The organism is Clostridium sp. CM027, from assembly GCF_024730565.1.
GTDB classification, from domain to species: Bacteria; Bacillota; Clostridia; order Clostridiales; family Clostridiaceae; genus Clostridium_AD; species Clostridium_AD estertheticum_B.
In genome coordinates, this window is sequence record NZ_CP077725.1 from 194,275 (window position 1) to 212,044 (window position 17,770).

Annotated in this window: 15 protein-coding genes; 13 read left to right on the forward strand and 2 right to left on the reverse strand. The window is 31.8% G+C overall.

Going from position 1 to position 17,770, the window contains the following annotated elements; translation table 11 throughout:
• Nucleotides 1–43: 43 nt before the first annotated feature.
• The 5 genes from purF to purD are packed head-to-tail and all read left to right on the forward strand — an operon-like array spanning nt 44 to nt 5,851.
• Nucleotides 44–1,468 (forward strand): amidophosphoribosyltransferase, encoded by a 1,425-nt coding sequence (gene purF / locus KTC92_RS00935; protein ID WP_216303996.1) that lies wholly within the window; start codon nt 44–46, stop codon nt 1,466–1,468.
• Nucleotides 1,469–1,477: 9 nt separating this feature from the next.
• On the forward strand, nt 1,478–2,476 hold the full coding sequence (gene purM, locus KTC92_RS00940; protein ID WP_220285949.1) for a phosphoribosylformylglycinamidine cyclo-ligase: 999 nt from the start codon (nt 1,478–1,480) through the stop codon (nt 2,474–2,476).
• Complete coding sequence (gene purN, locus KTC92_RS00945) at nt 2,464–3,084, forward strand: phosphoribosylglycinamide formyltransferase (protein ID WP_220285948.1); 621 nt, start codon at nt 2,464–2,466, stop codon at nt 3,082–3,084. Before purM ends, purN begins: the two co-directional genes overlap by 13 nt.
• 2 nt (nt 3,085–3,086) lie before the next feature.
• The gene (gene purH / locus KTC92_RS00950) at nt 3,087–4,589 is read left to right on the forward strand and encodes a bifunctional phosphoribosylaminoimidazolecarboxamide formyltransferase/IMP cyclohydrolase (RefSeq protein ID WP_220285947.1); all 1,503 of its coding nucleotides are present in this window, start codon (nt 3,087–3,089) and stop codon (nt 4,587–4,589) included.
• Nucleotides 4,590–4,600: 11 nt separating this feature from the next.
• A complete protein-coding gene (gene purD, locus KTC92_RS00955) occupies nt 4,601–5,851 on the forward strand; it encodes a phosphoribosylamine--glycine ligase (protein ID WP_220285946.1) in 1,251 nt (416 codons plus the stop codon).
• A gap of 52 nt (nt 5,852–5,903) precedes the next feature.
• Here purD and KTC92_RS00960 read toward each other — a convergent pair whose 3' ends face one another.
• Nucleotides 5,904–6,656, reverse strand: coding sequence for a TSUP family transporter (locus KTC92_RS00960; RefSeq protein WP_216303986.1), 753 nt, complete (start codon nt 6,654–6,656; stop codon nt 5,904–5,906).
• Between the two features lie 293 nt (nt 6,657–6,949).
• Here KTC92_RS00960 and KTC92_RS00965 point away from each other — a divergent pair, with 293 nt between their 5' ends.
• From KTC92_RS00965 to KTC92_RS00995, 7 genes are all read left to right on the forward strand, one after another.
• Nucleotides 6,950–7,288 (forward strand): RDD family protein, encoded by a 339-nt coding sequence (locus KTC92_RS00965; RefSeq protein ID WP_220285945.1) that lies wholly within the window; start codon nt 6,950–6,952, stop codon nt 7,286–7,288.
• 17 nt (nt 7,289–7,305) lie between these two features.
• Nucleotides 7,306–8,664 (forward strand): 23S rRNA (uracil(1939)-C(5))-methyltransferase RlmD, encoded by a 1,359-nt coding sequence (gene rlmD / locus KTC92_RS00970; protein ID WP_216303988.1) that lies wholly within the window; start codon nt 7,306–7,308, stop codon nt 8,662–8,664.
• A gap of 350 nt (nt 8,665–9,014) precedes the next feature.
• Nucleotides 9,015–9,515, forward strand: a complete 501-nt coding sequence (locus tag KTC92_RS00975; protein WP_216303989.1) for a GNAT family N-acetyltransferase — start codon at nt 9,015–9,017, stop codon at nt 9,513–9,515.
• A gap of 95 nt (nt 9,516–9,610) precedes the next feature.
• Nucleotides 9,611–10,219, forward strand: coding sequence for a GDSL-type esterase/lipase family protein (locus KTC92_RS00980; RefSeq protein ID WP_220285944.1), 609 nt, complete (start codon nt 9,611–9,613; stop codon nt 10,217–10,219).
• A 120-nt stretch (nt 10,220–10,339) separates the two neighbouring features.
• Nucleotides 10,340–10,726, forward strand: coding sequence for a hypothetical protein (locus tag KTC92_RS00985; RefSeq protein WP_216303991.1), 387 nt, complete (start codon nt 10,340–10,342; stop codon nt 10,724–10,726).
• Nucleotides 10,727–10,953: 227 nt separating this feature from the next.
• Complete coding sequence (locus KTC92_RS00990; protein WP_216303992.1) at nt 10,954–12,909, forward strand: type IIA DNA topoisomerase subunit B; 1,956 nt, start codon at nt 10,954–10,956, stop codon at nt 12,907–12,909.
• 16 nt (nt 12,910–12,925) lie between these two features.
• Nucleotides 12,926–15,850: a DNA topoisomerase IV subunit A gene (locus KTC92_RS00995; protein ID WP_216303993.1), complete on the forward strand. Its 2,925-nt coding sequence runs from the start codon at nt 12,926–12,928 to the stop codon at nt 15,848–15,850.
• A 35-nt stretch (nt 15,851–15,885) separates the two neighbouring features.
• On the opposite strand, the gene KTC92_RS01000 is transcribed toward KTC92_RS00995, so the two are convergent.
• The gene (locus KTC92_RS01000; RefSeq protein WP_165412140.1) at nt 15,886–16,353 is read right to left on the reverse strand and encodes a GtrA family protein; all 468 of its coding nucleotides are present in this window, start codon (nt 16,351–16,353) and stop codon (nt 15,886–15,888) included.
• A gap of 157 nt (nt 16,354–16,510) precedes the next feature.
• Between KTC92_RS01000 and KTC92_RS01005 the strand changes: the two genes are divergently transcribed.
• A complete protein-coding gene (locus KTC92_RS01005) occupies nt 16,511–17,770 on the forward strand; it encodes a pitrilysin family protein (RefSeq protein WP_216303994.1) in 1,260 nt (419 codons plus the stop codon).

The window sequence follows — 17,770 nt, forward strand, 5'->3', positions numbered from 1 at the left end:
GTGGGGAGGGATTTCTTTGAATAAAGTTGTAGAATTAAACCAAATATCCATTAATGATGAAAATAAGCTAAAAGATGAAGATAAGTTTAAAGAGGAATGTGGTGTTTTTGGGGTTTTTTCACCGGATAAAGACTTAGATGTTGCATCTTTAACTTATTATGGACTTTATGCTTTGCAGCATAGGGGAGAAGAAAGTGCTGGGATAGTATATTCGAATGGAACTACCCTCACTTGTGAAAAGGCTATGGGCCTTGTGTGTGATGTTTTTAATGATGAAAAGATTAAACTAATGAAGGGTCATGCTGCCATAGGGCATGTTAGATATTCAACGACAGGAGGCAGTGAAGTAAAAAATGCACAGCCACTTTTAAGTAAATTTAGTCTTGGTGACATAGCTATAGCGCATAATGGTAATTTAGTAAATGAAGATGTCATAAGAGAATTACTAGAGGATTGTGGATATATGTTTCAAACATCCATAGATTCAGAAGTTATATTAAATCTAATTGCTAGAGGCGCAAAAAAAGGAATTGAAAAGGCCGTAGTGGATGCAATACAGGCTATTAAAGGGTCTTATGCAATAGTAATGCTTACAAAGGAAAAGTTAATAGGAGTTAGAGATCAAAATGGTATTAGGCCTCTTTGCATCGGGACAATAGGTAATAATTATATTCTTGCATCGGAAAGTTGTGCACTTGATGCAGTAGGTGCAGACTTTTTAAGAGATGTAAAGCCTGGTGAGATAGTAATAATAGATAAAAATGGACTTACATCAATTAATTTTGCGGAAAAAATTAAAAATGCAACTTGTTCATTTGAATATATATATTTTGCAAGACCAGACAGTACTATTGATGGGATTAACGTGTACACTTCAAGAGTGGCAGCTGGAGAACAGCTATTTAAAGAATCACCAGTCGATGCCGATATGGTTATAGGGGTTCCAGATTCAGGTATGGCCGCAGCAATAGGATATTCTAAAATATCTGGAATACCTTTTGGAATGGGTCTTATAAAAAACAGATATGTAGGTAGAACCTTTATAAGTCCCACTCAAGAAATTCGGGAAAGGGCAGTGTCTGTAAAACTAAACGCATTAAAAATAAATGTAGAAGGTAAAAGAGTTATTCTAATAGATGATTCAATAGTTCGCGGAACCACAAGTAAAAGATTAGTTGAAATATTAAAAAAAGCTGGAGCGAAAGAAGTTCATTTTAGGGTCTGCTCACCAGTAGTGAAATATCCATGTTATTTTGGAATAGATACACCTTATAGAAAAGATTTAATTGGGGCGAATACTTCCGTAGATGAAATTAGACAAGAAATAGGTGCAGATAGTTTAGGATATCTAAGCATAGATGGATTATTAAAATCTCTTGGTCATACTGAATTTTGTTTAGGGTGCTTTAATGGTACATATCCAGTATCAGCTCCATATGAAAATGAAAAAGAAAGATTAGAAAGGTAGGGGATATTCATGATAACTTATAAAGATGCAGGTGTTAATATTGAAGAAGGATACAAATCAGTAAAGCTTATAAAAGAATATGCGGCAGCCACATTTACAAAAGGTGTTTTAAATCATTTAGGAAGTTTTGCTGGTATGTTCGAAATAGGCGAGGGTTATAAAAATCCTATTTTAGTTTCAGGCACTGATGGAGTAGGTACAAAACTTGATATTGCATTTAGAATGAATAAATATGACACTGTAGGAATTGATTGTGTTGCTATGTGTGTAAATGATGTCCTTTGCCATGGTGCAAAACCACTTTTCTTTTTAGACTATATAGCTTGTGGTAAATTAGATTCTAAAGTATCATCACAACTGGTAAAAGGTGTATCTGATGGATGTATTCAATCAGGATGTGCACTTATAGGTGGTGAAACTGCGGAAATGCCAGGGTTCTATAGAGATGGGGAATATGATATGGCGGGATTTACTGTTGGCATAGTGGATAAACACAAAATTATTGACGGATCTGCAATCAAAGATGGGTATTCACTTATAGGTATTGAGTCAACAGGTCTTCATAGCAATGGGTATTCATTAGTTAGAAAATTAATACCAGATTTAGATATTGATTTTAATGGTGAAAAGATTGGAAAGACACTTTTGACTCCAACAAAAATTTATGTGAAAACTATATTAAGTCTTTTAGAAAAATTTGATATAAAGGGAATGGCACATATAACAGGTGGTGGTTTTTATGAAAACATACCTAGAATGTTTAGTGAAAAATTCACAGCAGTGGTAGATAAAAATAGTTTTAATACTCCAGATATTTTTAGGCATCTTATGTCTCTCGGGGTAACGCAGAAACATATGTTTAATACATATAATATGGGAATAGGATATGTATTATGCGTTGAAGATAAGGATACTTTAAAGATTATAAAGACAATTAATGATTTAGGGGATAGAGCATATAAAATTGGGCACGTTGAAGCTGGGGGTGCAGGAGTTTGCTTAAAATAGCTGTACTGATATCAGGGAGCGGAAGCAATCTTCAAGCAATAATAGATAATATAGAAAGTGGATACTTAAACTGCTCTATAGAAGCAGTAATTAGTGATAAAAAAGATGCATATGGCATAGAAAGATCAAAATCTAAAAATATAAAGACATATATATTAGATAGAAAACAGTTAGGTACTGGGGTTTCAGATGAAATATTAAGAATTGTCGACGGAAAAGTAGATCTAATAGTGCTTGCTGGGTTTTTATCTATACTTCAAGGGGAACTTCTTTGTGTATTTAAAAATAAAATTATTAATATTCACCCAGCGCTTATTCCATCTTTTTGTGGGGAGGGAATGTACGGTATGAAAGTTCATGAAAAAGCTATAGAATACGGTGTTAAAGTTTCAGGATGTACTGTCCACTTCGTAGACGAAGGTACAGACTCAGGACCAATTATAATTCAAAAGGTTGTAGATGTTTATAGTCAAGATTCAGCAAAAGATTTGAAGCTAAGGGTTTTAAATGAGGAACATAAAGCACTACCAGAAGCCATTAAATTAATAAGTGAGAATGAAATAGAAATTAAAGGAAGAAAAGTATTAGCTATTGGAAAGGTGGAGTAATAATGATTAAAACAGCGCTTATAAGTGTTTTTGATAAAGAGAATATTTTAGAACTTGCTACATCCCTTCAAAAAAATGGAGTAGAGATTATATCTACAGGTGGAACTTTTAATTACTTAAAAGAAAATGGCATAAAAGTTTCGGAAATATCTGATGTTACAGGATTTGAAGAGATATTAGGTGGGAGAGTTAAAACATTACATCCAGTTATTCATAGTGGAATACTAGCAGTGAGAGATAATGAAGAACATATGGCAACTATAAAAGCTAAAGGAATAAAACCTATTGATATGGTAGTAGTTAATCTTTATCCTTTCTTTGATAAAGTATGCGAAGAGATAAATTTTCAAGAGAAAGTTGAATTTATTGATATCGGTGGACCAACTATGCTAAGGGCAGCAGCTAAAAATTTCAAAGATGTTATTGTACTAAGTGACACAACAGATTATCAAAATATTATAAAGAAAATGGATGCTAAAGAAGAAGTGGATTTAAAAACTAGAAAATATCTAGCAGGCAAAGTGTTCAATTTAACATCAGCTTACGATGCAGCAATAAGCAATTTTTTACTGGGTGAGGATTCATATCCAGATTATTTGGCTGTTTCTTATAAAAAACAAATGGATTTAAGATATGGTGAAAATCCTCATCAAAGCGCAGCTTATTATATATCGGCTGCAGGAAACGGAGCAATGAAGGATTTTAATCAATTAAATGGCAAGGAATTATCTTATAACAATATAAAGGACATGGATATTGCTTGGAAGGTAGTATGCGAATTTGATGAAATTGCTTGTTGCGCGTTAAAACACAATACCCCTTGCGGCGTAGCTACTGGTAGCAGCGTACTTGATACATATAAAAAGGCATATGAATGTGATCCAATGTCTATTTTTGGGGGCATTGTTGCTTTTAACAAAAAGATAGATAAAGAAACTGCAGAAGAACTTATAAAAATATTTTTAGAGGTTATTATTGCACCAGAGTTTGATGAGGAAGCATTACTAGTTTTAAAAGGTAAGAAAAATTTAAGAGTCATAAAATGTTTAAGTAAAGCAGTTGGCACAAAAAATATTGTTAACGTCGATGGTGGAATATTGGTACAAAGTTCAGATGATAAATTAATAGATGATATAAAAGTAGTTACAAAGAAGGGCCCAACAAATGATGAAATGAAAGATTTGATATTTGCCATGAAAGTAGTTAAGTATGTTAAATCAAATGCTATTGTAGTGGTTAAAGATGGGGTGACTAAGGGGATTGGTGCAGGTCAGGTAAATAGAATATGGGCAGCAGAGCAATCATTAGAAAGGGCAGTAGATGCTACAATAATGGCATCAGATGCATATTTCCCATTTGGAGACGTTGTGGAGCTAGCTGCAAAATACAGCATAAAAGCAATTATACAACCAGGTGGATCTATAAATGATCAAAAATCAATAGATGCATGTAATGAAAATGGAATTTCCATGGTGTTTACGGGCACTCGACATTTCAAACATTAGGAGGCTGATTTATGAAGGTATTAGTTATTGGTTCTGGAGGACGCGAGCATGCTTTAGTATCAAAGGTTGCAGAGAATTCCATTGTCGAGAAGGTGTATTGTGCTCCTGGTAATGGTGGCACATGCAGAGAAAATAAGTGTGAGAATATTAATATTAGGCAAATAGATGAGCTTTTAGCATTCACTATAAAAAATAAGATAGATATCACAATAGTTGGATCAGAGGAATGGCTGGTACAAGGTATAGTAGATAAGTTTAAACAAAAAGGACTTAAGATATTAGGACCTAGTGAAAAAGCGGCAAGGCTTGAAGGAAGTAAAGCTTATTCTAAAGAGTTTATGAAAAAATATGGTATAAAAACAGCTGTATATGAAGTTTTTGAAAATGAGAATGAAGCTATAGGGTATTTGAAAAACTGTGAATATCCTATAGTAATTAAAGCAGATGGCTTGGCAGCAGGTAAAGGAGTTATTATATGTAATGACTTTACTGAGGCGGAGAAAAGCATAAATGATTTTATGGTGTTAGATATATTTAAAGGTAGCGGAAAGAAAATTATAATTGAAGAGTTTTTAGAAGGCGTAGAATCGTCGATACTCTCCATAACAGATGGAAAAGTTATAATTCCTTTTGTATCTTCAAAAGATCATAAACAAATATTTGACGATGATAATGGACCTAATACAGGAGGGATGGGAGCTATAGCACCAAATCCATATTGTGATAAAGAGGTATTAGATGAATTTTGTGAAAATATATTAAAGCCTACTCTTAAAGGAATTCAAGAGGAAAAAATGGATTATACAGGCATAATATTTTTTGGTATAATGATAACGAAAAAGGGTGTATATTTGCTTGAATATAATGTAAGGTTTGGAGACCCAGAGACGCAAGCGGTTCTTCCACTTATGAAAAGTGATTTTACAGAGCTTGTGATTAGCGCTATAGATGGTGAACTTAAAAACTTTAGATTAGAATGGAATGAAGGATATTCTTGCTGCCTAATTGCGGCATCGAAGGGTTACCCGGGAAAATACGATACAGGATTTGAAATAAGTGAGCGTAGTAAATTAGAAGGCAAGCTATTTCTAGCAGGTGCCACATGCGATGATGGTATTATGAGGACAGCTGGTGGTAGGGTTTTGGGAATAACAGGTCTTGGGCAAACACTTAAAAAAGCAAGGGAAATAGCTTATGATGATATGAAGAAAATTCAGTTTGATGGAATGTACTATAGAATGGATATTGGGATATTAAAATAACAAAAAAGGTAGATGATTTATAAATCATCTACCTTTTCATTATGTAAGACTATTAAAAAATGCTTATAAGCATTTTCACGGCAACAGCTAAAGACATGGTTACAAATATAGGTTTTATAAGTTTTGAACCCTTATTTAACGCAACGCTTGTACCCACTTTAGCCCCTAAAATCATAGATATTGCAACAGGTACTCCTATCATGTAATTTATTTTACCACTTATGGCAAACAAAATTAGGGCTGTAATATTGCTTATAAAGTTTAAAATGCGGGCATTAGCGGAAGATACTACAAAGTTAAACCCGAAGATACTTATAAATCCAAATACTAAAAAGGAACCAGTTCCAGGACCGAAAAAACCATCATAAAAACCTAGAGAGAGAGCAAGGATTATACCGTATATAACATTTTTTTTAGTAAGCCCTTGAAATTTATCTTCAAGTCCTAAAGATTTAGAAAAAAGAGTATAAATTCCGATAAATAAGATGAGAATTAATACCAATCCATTTAGAAATTTTTGGTCTATATTTAGTACCGTTCTAACACCTAACATTGCACCTATGAATGTAAAGGGAATAAGATATTTTAAAAGCTTAAAATCAGCCTTGCCTGATTTTATAAATCCGAGAGAACTAGTAAAAGAACCAGCAGTGGCACTGAATTTGTTAGTGCCAAGCACCATGTGAGGAGGCAGACCTGCAAGCATAAAGGCAGGGACGCTTATTAAACCACCACCCCCTGCTATGGAATCTACAAAGGATGCTAAAAAACCAGCTATGCATAGAAGAATAATTTTAGTAATCATATGGCACCTACCTAAGTTTTATTATTTAAGAATGAATATAAAGTCCTACTATTAATATATATGATTTCTAAGATGTTGTAAAGGAGTACAGTGATGATTTAAGTCAAGTAATAATCAAAATAGAGTAGCATACTAATTTGTAATTTATTTGAATACTCCTTAATAGCCTATTGATTTATATGTAATATATACGTATTATATATAGATGGGATTAAAAAATTATAAATATTTCTCTAATGCGAAATTAACAAAATAAACTTTATGAAAATAATATAATATGGGGAGGATTTAAAATGGTAGAACAAAATGAAAAAACAATTGAAGCGGATAGTAACAAACAGGGTATTAGATGTGGAAATTCAAATGAGGTCAAAGCTATTAAACCTACTTTTGTAGATGCTTTTACAGCTAGCCTTATAGATTTGATAGTTATAGGGGCAATATCAACAGTAGGAGTATTTGTGATAGATGCGGTGATTAAATTAGCAGGATATGCTGTAGCTCAAAAGTTCCAAATGTCATTTATAATCTTTATGGTTGTTATGGTACTATACATGAGCATTATGGAAAGTGGAAAAACGTCTGCTACATTTGGTAACAAAGTATCTGGACTAATTATTACAAAAAGATAGGAGTTTGAGAAAACAATATGCAAAAAAGAAAAGAGTATGAATTTTATATAGAAAACTTAGAATTTCCAGCACAGGGCATAGCATTTTACGAAGGTGAAAAAGTTTTGATAAAAAATACATTGCCAGGGCAAAAGGTAATTGCTAAAGTAGCAAAAAAGAAACAAGATGTAGTAGAAGCAAAGCTTGTAAAAATACTTGAAGATGTAGACTACAAAATTGAGCCTCTTTGCAAGATTACAGATTTATGTGGAGGATGTAGCCATCAATTTCTTTCTTATGAAAAACAATTAGAATTTAAAAAGCAACAGGTATTAAAGTTGTTTGAACAAGCAGAAATAAAAGATTTTGAGTTTCTAGGTATAGAAAAGAGTCCTGAACAGTTCGAATATAGAAATAAGATGGAATTTACATTTGGTGACTTTCGAAAGGGTGAAGAATTAACTCTAGGAATGCATACCAAAGGAAGAAGCTTTAGTATAGTTACTGTTGATGATTGTAGAATAGTAGATGTGGATTTTAGAGAAATTCTGAAATTAGTATTAAACTATTTTAAAGGGTTAAAATTTACACACTATAATGTAATGGAGCGTGAGGGATATTTAAGAAACTTAGTTATTCGAAAGGCCCAAAACACTGGTGAAATATTAGTAAACATAGTAACTACATCTCAAGTAGATTTTGATTTTAGTGAAATAACTAATATGCTTAAGGAATTAAAATGTGAGGGAGTCATTACAGGAATAATACATACATTTAATGACTCATTATCAGATATAGTTCAAGCAGATAAAACTGAAACATTATATGGAAGAGAATATATTATGGAAGAATTATTAGATCTTAAGTTCAAAATTAATCCTTTTGCTTTCTTTCAAACTAATACAAAAGGAGCAGAAAAGCTTTATAGCTTAGTTAGAGATTTTTTAGGCGAATCAGAATCAAAGGTAGTTTTTGATTTATATTGTGGAACGGGAACTATAGGACAAATTGTTGCAGCTAAAGCAAAAAAAGTTTTGGGAATTGAATTAATAGAAGAAGCAGTTGACGCTGCAAATGAAAATGCAAAAATTAATAAATTAGACAATTGTGAGTTTATAGCAGGGGATATAGCGAAGGTTATTAAAGAGGTAAAAGATAAACCAGATAGCATTATTCTAGACCCTCCAAGAGCTGGAGTACATCCTACAGCATTAGATTATGTAATAAAATTTGATGCCAGGCACATAGTTTATGTTTCTTGTAATCCTAAAAGTCTAGTAGTTGATCTTAAGGAAATGATCAACAGAGGATATAAGGTGCAAAAGGTAATACTAATGGATATGTTCCCACACACTCCTCATATAGAGACTATTGTAGATATAGTAAAAGTTGTGTAGCCATATATATCAAGGGCTAAGATAGAACTAAGGAGTGATGTTCCTTAGTTCTATTTTTTTTGCTTTTTTCAGGGGCGGAGCCAGATAAAAACTCGGAATAAATACGCCGAAAATCCGTATTAGTCAGTAGTTAATTATTGTATAAAATGTTATAATTTATTCGTGGAAGTTGTTTTAAAAGTGTAGTATTAGGCATAAAGATTATCTGAAAGATAGCTGTCACCTTTCAAAAATTAGAAATAAATTTTCAATAATGAGTACATCAATCAGTAATCTACGAATTAATATAAGCTAATAAATGGAGTTATTAAAACTTGTAAAAAAAATTACTTATATATTAGGGGGGGAATATGATTCGATTAAGACCATATAAATTAAGCGATTCGCAATATATTTTAAATTGGTTTAACGATGAGTTAACTTTCGCACAATGGTGTGCAGATAAATTCACATATCCATTAACTAAAGAGCAATTGAATCAGTATTATCATAATTATGAAAAGGATGATAATGCGTGGATAATGAGTGCTCTTAATAAAGAAGGAACACCTGTAGGTCATTTTTTAATGCGTATGGCAGACTATCAAAATGAAAGCATCCATTTAGGATTTATTATTGTAGATTCACAGATTAGAGGAAAGGGGTATGGAAAAGAGATGGTATCTTTAGCCATAAGATATGCTTTTGACATATTAAAGGTAAAGAGAGTTACTTTGGGTGTATTTGATAACAATCTATCTGCTCATTATTGCTACAAAGCAACAGGCATTGTAGATGAAAAGTATAATGAAGGGGTCTTCACGTATGGAAATGATAAATGGGGGATTTATGATATGGCAATAGAAAAATAATTATCCCCATTATGTGCAAATGATTTAATTTAGGATATATGTAGCACTTTTAATTGTAGACCTTAAAAACGCATTAGTAACGAGGAGAGAATTAAGTGAGTATAGTATGTATTGGAGATAGTTTAACCTTTGGCTATGGAGTTAATAAATCAGAAAATTGGGTTAGCCTTATAGCTAAAAGAATAAAAGAAAAAATTATTAATAAAGGGATACCGGGAGACACAACGTACGAAATGAAAGAAAGGTTCAGAAAAGATGTTGTTAATTACAATCCATCAAGGGTTTTAATTATGGGAGGAACAAATGATATATTTTCAGAAGTAGGTATTGATACTATTTTTAAAAATATAAAAAGCATGGTAGAAATGTCTGAAACAAATAATATAGTTCCGATAATACTAATACCATTACCGGTTAAAAAAGATATTTTAATAAAATTAATGTTTGAGGATATGGATTATACAAAGGTTAATAAGCAGTTAGTAGAGCTGCGGAATTTATTAATTAAGTATGGAAATGAAAAAAGTATTATATCCATAGGTTTAGCAAATATTATACCAAAGACCATAAATATGGAAGAATATTTTTTAGCTGATGGAATACATGTATCAAAAGAAATTCATAAAGAAATAGCTGAAATAATATATAAAAAAATTTTACCAATTAAGGAGAGGAAATTAAAAATTATTACTATAAATAATTAGATTGAAAAATAATATATTTAATATGAGCACAATTATTTCTGTAATTCAATTAAAACATGTACCCTTTTTTATTTGAATGGCATATTAAAGTAGTATAAACTCAAATAAGGAGGGTACGTGATGGTAGAGATAATTACACAATATGTACTAATAGTGCTTTTAGTAATGGGACTTGGATATTTAGCTTATTTGTTAAAAGAAAAAGGTGTAAATATTAAGGATGACTATTTTGGTCTTGCTTATATAATACTTGATTCTTTAACAGCTGAAGAATCTACACCTGAAAATGCTAAGAAGATTATTAGAATTGTTTCAAAAGCAGTGCAATATGTAGAAACTAACTATAAAAACAGCAAAAATACCCTTAAAGAAGAAGAGGCTCTTAAAATTGTAAAAGAAGGAATTAATTTACTGAATTTTCATAGTGATGTAGATGATGAAAGCGTAAAATATTTAATAAGATTAGCTGCGGCATTATTGCCACCAACTAATAAAAAAATAGATTGAGCATATTGGTGATTAAAATTAGAGCGAATTACTGTATTGACCAGTAGAAAAAGCTTATTCTGCCGGTCAATATTTTTATATAAAATTGGGTAAAAACCATATAAAAGAATAAAAACTCCTCTGAAAACAGAAACTAATGTTCTGATTTTTTATATAAATCCCTTTACCTTTTGCTAATAAACATATAAAATAACAAATGTATGATAAAATTTTATTGGAGGATTTTTATGAGTTTTGATAAAGAAGAAATTCAAACATATGATGTAACAGACTTAACTTCTCTAGAAAAGCTGGAGCCTGTGAGAATAAGACCTGGTATGTACATAGGGTCTACAGGCAGCAAAGGTCTACATCATTGTATATGGGAAATTTTAGATAATTCTATAGATGAGATAGCTAATGGCTACGGCGATAGAGCTGAAATTATATTAAATAAAGATAAAAGTGTCACTATTGTTGATAATGGTAGGGGTATTCCAACAGGAATACATCCTATAAAAAATAAATCTGGTGTAGAAATGGTATTTACTGAGCTTCATACTGGCGGAAAGTTTAATAATAAAAATTATAAAACTTCTGGTGGACTTCATGGTGTTGGAGCAGCAGTTGTAAATGCATTATCAGAATGGTTACTAGTTGAAATAAAACAAAAGGGGAAAATTTTTACTCAAAGATTTGAATATGCTTATGATGCTGAGTTAAAAAGACTTATGCCAGGTACACCGGTAGGTAAGCTTGAAATCATAGGAGAAACAAAAAAAACAGGCAGTAAGATTACTTTTATGCCGGATAAAAATGTATTTACTACTTTGGAATTCAGTTACGATTTTATTGATGAAAGATTACAAGAATTGGCGTTCCAAAATAAAGGAATTACATTAGTGTTTAAAGATAAGAGAAAAGACGGAAACATCATAAAGGAATATTACTCTGACAGGGGTCTTCTAGATTTTATTGATTATTTAAATGAAAGCAAAACGCTTCTTCACAAGGACCCTATATTCTTTCAAGGTGAAAAGGAGATAAATGGGATGCAATTGTATGGAGAAATATGTATTCAATTTACTGATTCTACTACAGAATACATTGCGAGCTATGTCAATAACATACCAACTACAGAATCTGGAACTCATGAAACTGGATTTAAAACAGGGATGACAAGGGCTTTTAAAGAAGGAGCTAAAAAGCTTAATCTTTTAAAAGAGAAAGATAAGGAATTTGAAGGTGACGATTTGAGAGAAGGCATGACAGCAATAGTTAGAATTAAAATAAGTAACCCAATCTTTGAAGGCCAAACTAAAAGCAAACTAGGAAATAATGAGGCATACAGCATGATGAATGAATTGTGTTATGTTAAAATTTTAGAATGGATAGAAGACAATAAAGAAATGGCTACTAACATAATAAATAATGCACTGTCTGCCGCATCTAGGCGGGATAAAATAAAAAAGATTAATGAAGCGGAAAGAAAAAAAGTAGGTAAGGGAGCAGCTCCTCTTGCAGGGAAGATTGCAGTATGTACAATAAAAGATTCAAATGTTACAGAATTTATAGTAGTTGAAGGAGATTCAGCTGGTGGAAGTGCCAAGCAAGCTAGAGATAGAAGGTTTCAATCTATAATGCCATCAAAAGGTAAAATTATGAATACAGAAAAGCAAAAGCTAGAAAATGTACTAGCTAGCGAAGAGTTAAAAATATTCAACACTGCCATTGGAACAGGAGTTTTAGATAATTACCATGAAAAAGATTTAAAATATGATAAAATAATTATTTTAAGTGATGCAGATGTTGATGGCTATCATATTAGAACATTATGGATGACGTTTATTTATAGGTATATGAGGCCACTAATTGCAAAAGGTCATCTTTATATGGGAATGCCTCCACTTTATAAGGTTTATAGGAACACGAAAAATGGCGAAGTGGCTAAGTATGCATATAGTGATGAGCAATTAGCTGAGACGAAAAAAGAAATTGGGAAAGGCGCTTTTATCCAAAGATATAAAGGTCTTGGAGAAATGAATCCAGATCAACTTTGGGAAACTACACTAAACCCAGCTACAAGGACGCTTCAACAGGTTACTATAGAGGATGCAGCAAAGGCTGAGAAGATGGTTTCACTTCTAATGGGCGATGTTGTTGCACCTAGAAAAAATTATATGTATAAATATGCTGAGTTTTAACGGGGGGATTTGCTAAATGGCAAAAAAAATTGATGTACCTAGAGATAATAATATAGTAATGATTCCAATTGAAGAAGCTATGCCGGATAACTATCTTCCATATGCCGTGGAAGTTGCAAGAGAAAGAGCACTGCCAGATGTACGCGATGGTTTAAAACCAGTGCATAGGAGGATTCTTTATGGAGCATATATGCTAAAGGCATTTCCAGATAAGCCTTATTATAAATCAGCAAGAATAGTTGGAGATATTCTTGGTAAATACCATCCGCATGGAGATAGCTCTGTTTATGGTGCCATGGTAATACTAGCTCAATCTTTTGCCACAAGAAAACCATTGATAGATGGCCATGGGAATTGGGGAAGTCAAGATGGGGACAATGCAGCTGCAATGCGTTATACGGAGGCAAGGCTTTCTCCTATTGCTCTTGAGATGATAAGAGATATTGATAAAGGCGTTGTGGATATGGTAGATAATTATTCCGATACAGAGAAGGAACCATCGGTACTTCCATCAAGATATCCAAATCTATTAGTAAATGGAACTTTTGGTATAGCAGTAGGAATAGCAACAAATATACCACCTCACAATTTAGGAGAGGTAATTGATGGGTTACTCGCTTATGCGGATAATAAGGAGATTACAACAAAAGAGCTTATGCAGTATATTAAAGGTCCCGATTTACCAACAGGAGGAGTAATAATTGGCAAAAATGCTATGGAATCTGCCTATGAGACTGGGGAAGGCAAGGTAACGTTACGTTCCAAAATGAAAATTGAAGCTTTAGAAAGTGGACGACTTGGCATAGTTATTACGGAGTTTCCATATAGAAAAAACAAGGCGAAATTACTTCAATCTATTTCTGATATGACAGCAGATAAAAAACATTTAAAATCTTTAGAGTCTATTGTAGACATTAGAGATGAATCTGATAGAAGCGGACTTAGGTCAGTAATTGAATTTAAAAAGTCAACAAATAAGGAAACTGCCACCAAGGTACTTAAATATTTAATGATGAAAACAGAACTTCAGTGCAATATATCTTTTAACATGGTAGCTTTGGCCAATGGCAAACCCCAAACTATGGGGCTTAAAACCATATTAATGCACTACTTAAATCACCAAAAGGATGTTGTTACTAAAAGAACCCAAAGAGAACTAGAAGTTGCAGAAAGTAGATTCCATATTGTAGAAGGATTTATTAAGGCTGTAGATGTAATGGATGAAATAATTGCAACAATTAGAAGCTCAAAATCTAAAAAAGATGCTGGACAGAACCTGATAGATAAGTTTAATTTTACGGCGCTTCAAACCGAAGCAATACTTGAACTGATGTTATATAAGCTAACAGGACTTGAAATAAAGATATTTTTAAAGGAATACAAAAAATTAGAAATACTAATTAAGGGGTATAAAAAAATTCTTGAAAATGAGAATGAACTTCTTAAAGTAATAAAAGCAGAAATCTCAGAAATTAAAGAAAAATATAATGATCCGAGAAGAACGGAAATTATTGAGGATGATAGCCAAGCTAAAATAGAAGTAGAAGATATACTAGTAGTAGAGGATGTTATGATAACTTTATCTAACGAGGGTTATATAAAGCGAGTGCCTATGAAATCCTATAATAGATCAAATATTAACATAGAAGATATAGACTATAGAGAGGGAGATTTTAATACATATTTACTACAGACCAATACTAAAGATACATTAATTATCTTTACTGATCTAGGCAATATGTATCAACTAAGAGGAGATTTAGTGCCGGAATATAAGTGGAAGGAAAAGGGCGAAAGAATTGATACCCTTATTCGCGGGATAGATTTAACAAAAGAAAAGGTGGTTTCTTGTTTCTTATTGGGAAACTTATCAGCTAATAAGGAATTTATGTTCTTTACTAACAAAGGAAACATAAAGAAAACAGAGTTAGATAAATTCATTACGAGTTATACTAAATTATTAGCTTTAAAACTAAGAGAAAATGAAAAGCTTCTTGAAGTTAAGTTAATCCCTGTGGAAAGACAAGAAAGGTTTATAAAGATAGTAACTAAAGAAGGCCTGGAATTTTGTGTAGAAGAACCTATACTTGAAGATGTTCCTAGAAATATATTGGGTACTCAGTTATTTAATTTAACGCAAGGAGACGTTGTGGTAAAATTAGAATTTACAGAGGGTTATGATTATAAAGAATTTAATTTTAGTATAAATGCAAAAGGTGCAATAAAAATATCTAGTAAAAAAACTAATACTCCATTAAGCACTTATACCAAATCATCGGCTACATTGCTTATATTTACGGAAAAAGGATTAGTACATAAACTACCGAGTTATATGGTTCAGAATATTAATAAGAAAGGCATATGTATTAATACTTTGCTGGATAATTTCAATATTGATGATAAAATAATAGGGATTATGTCTGTTGATGATTTCAACGAAGAAAGAAGTATATATCTTTTTACAAAGAAAGGATTTACAAAACGAACTAAAATTTGTGAATTAGATGGGGATTTCTTCTCTACGTTGGTGTGCAAACTTAAAACAGAAGAAGATAAATTAATCTTTGTAAAAATTAACTTAGATAATGTAGATAAAGATGTGTTAATGGTGACAAAAAAGGCAATGTGTATAAGATTTAACGTAAATAACATTAGTTTTATGGGGAAAGTTGCATCTGGGGTAACAGGCATAAGCTTAAAAGATGATGATGAAGTTATATTTGTAGATTTGGTAAATTCAGTAACGGAAAAGGTAGATGGCTGTAATGAAATAGTTGTGACGCTTGACGAGAATTTAAGCTTAACAGTCAATTCATTTAAAGGGGAAAAAAAGATTATAAGACTTGAGGATATAAACGTTCAAAATAGAGCAGGTAGAGGTAAAAACTTAACCAGTGCTCTCATAGATGATTATGTAGAGGAGGTTATCTTAGGCATCTGAAAAAATATAAATAAGACATGCAATAAAAGTTAATTTTAGCATGTCTTCTTTTTATTAAAAACAAAAAACTTGTTAATTAAAAAACCAAGTAGGCCTATAATGGTAGAATCTATTAGGATACATATGTTAAACCACAAGTGGTTTAAGTGTATTATATTGCTATGGTAATGCAGAAGAGAAATTAAAGGATTCCTACTTGTTAATAGCACTAACATAGAGCTGTTTAAAATCATACTAAAAAATAGTACAGATGCATATTGAAGGTAGCCTTTTTGCTGCGGAGTTTCTTTAAAGGTGAACTTCTTATTTAATTTATAACTAGAAATTGAATAAACTGAGAATGCGATTATGTTAAAAACAAACAATATTTTTCCATGCGTTATGCCTGTGGTAAATGAAAGAATATTTAGTATTATAATTTCTATTATAATGTTAGTAGCACCAACTAAAGTATAATTTATAAATTGAGATAAGGACTGCAGTGTTTTATTTTTATTATTCATAGAACTTTATTCTTAAATAAAATATGTTAAGAAATTAGTCACCACCCTTTTTATGAAAAGAATATTATGATGCACTCATACACATTAGTGTACAACAAAAGAAAACAAAATAAAAGGAAAATATTTTAAAAACAAATAAAAGAAGGAAAGTGGATGTATGGAAAAAGTAATATTTGAAAATGGAATAAAGTTATTGTACAAGAAAGCGGAAAATAATTTAACTTCATTTACAATAGGGTTTAATGCAGGGGCAAATCAAGAGAAAAGTGAATATTTAGGAATTGCTCACGTGGTAGAGCATATGCTTTTTAAGGGGACGGCTTCTCGCACGGAATATGAAATAAACAAATTATGTGATGAAACCTTTGGGTTTTGTAATGCGATGACTAATTATCCCTACGCAGTATATTACGGAACCACATTAGATGAAGATTTTGAAAAGGGGTTTGAAATTTACTCTGATATTCTTTTGAATCCTTCATTTAAAGTGCATGGGTTCAAAGAAGAAATAGAAGTGATCAGCGCTGAACTAAAAGAATGGAAAGATGATTCGTACCAGTTTTGCGAAGATTCCATGCTCTATAATGGGTTTGAAAAGCGAAGAATAAAGAATTTAATTATAGGTACAGAGGTAAGCATCCGTGCTATAACCATTAAGCAAATCAAAGATTTTTATGAGAGGCATTACACCTCGGATAATTGCGTAGTAAGTGTAATATCTTCCATGGGCATTAAAAAGGTTTCAGAGATAGTGGAGAAGTATATGGGTAATTTAAATCCTAAATTATCTAGTGGGAATGACCATTTGGAAAGGGATAAAGGGTGTCTATATGAAATTAATAAGCCAGGCACCTATTTTCAATATAGAGATGACTTGCAAGGTGCAAAAATCCAATATTGTTTTCCAATACATGATTTAAACCAGAGAGAAATTAGTGCTTTAAAGCTATTTAGCTTAGCTTTTGGCGAAGGTACAAGCAGTATTTTGTATGATGAAATTAGGACTAAAAGAGGGCTTGTATATGATATAAGTAGCAAAATAAAAAATGAAACAGGAATAAAACTTTTCACAATAACCCTTGGAACTTCATGTGAAAATGTTAAAAAGACCATAGGAATTATTAATGATGAAATTGAAAAAGTTAAAGATCTTAGGAATTTTTTTGATAAGCAGTGTATTTTAAAGCTATGCAAAAGTTACAAATTAAGAAGAATGATAGCCCTTGAAAAATCTATTCAAACTAGTGTAAATTTATGTGTATATGAAATTATGTATGGAGACAGTTCACAAATTTTCTCGGAATTTGATGGTATGAGAAACATTGTGGATGAAGAAATAGTGAGAGTAATTAACAAAGTTTTAGTGAATGCTACTATACAGGTTTTAACTACATTTCAGAAGGAAAGTGGGAAATAA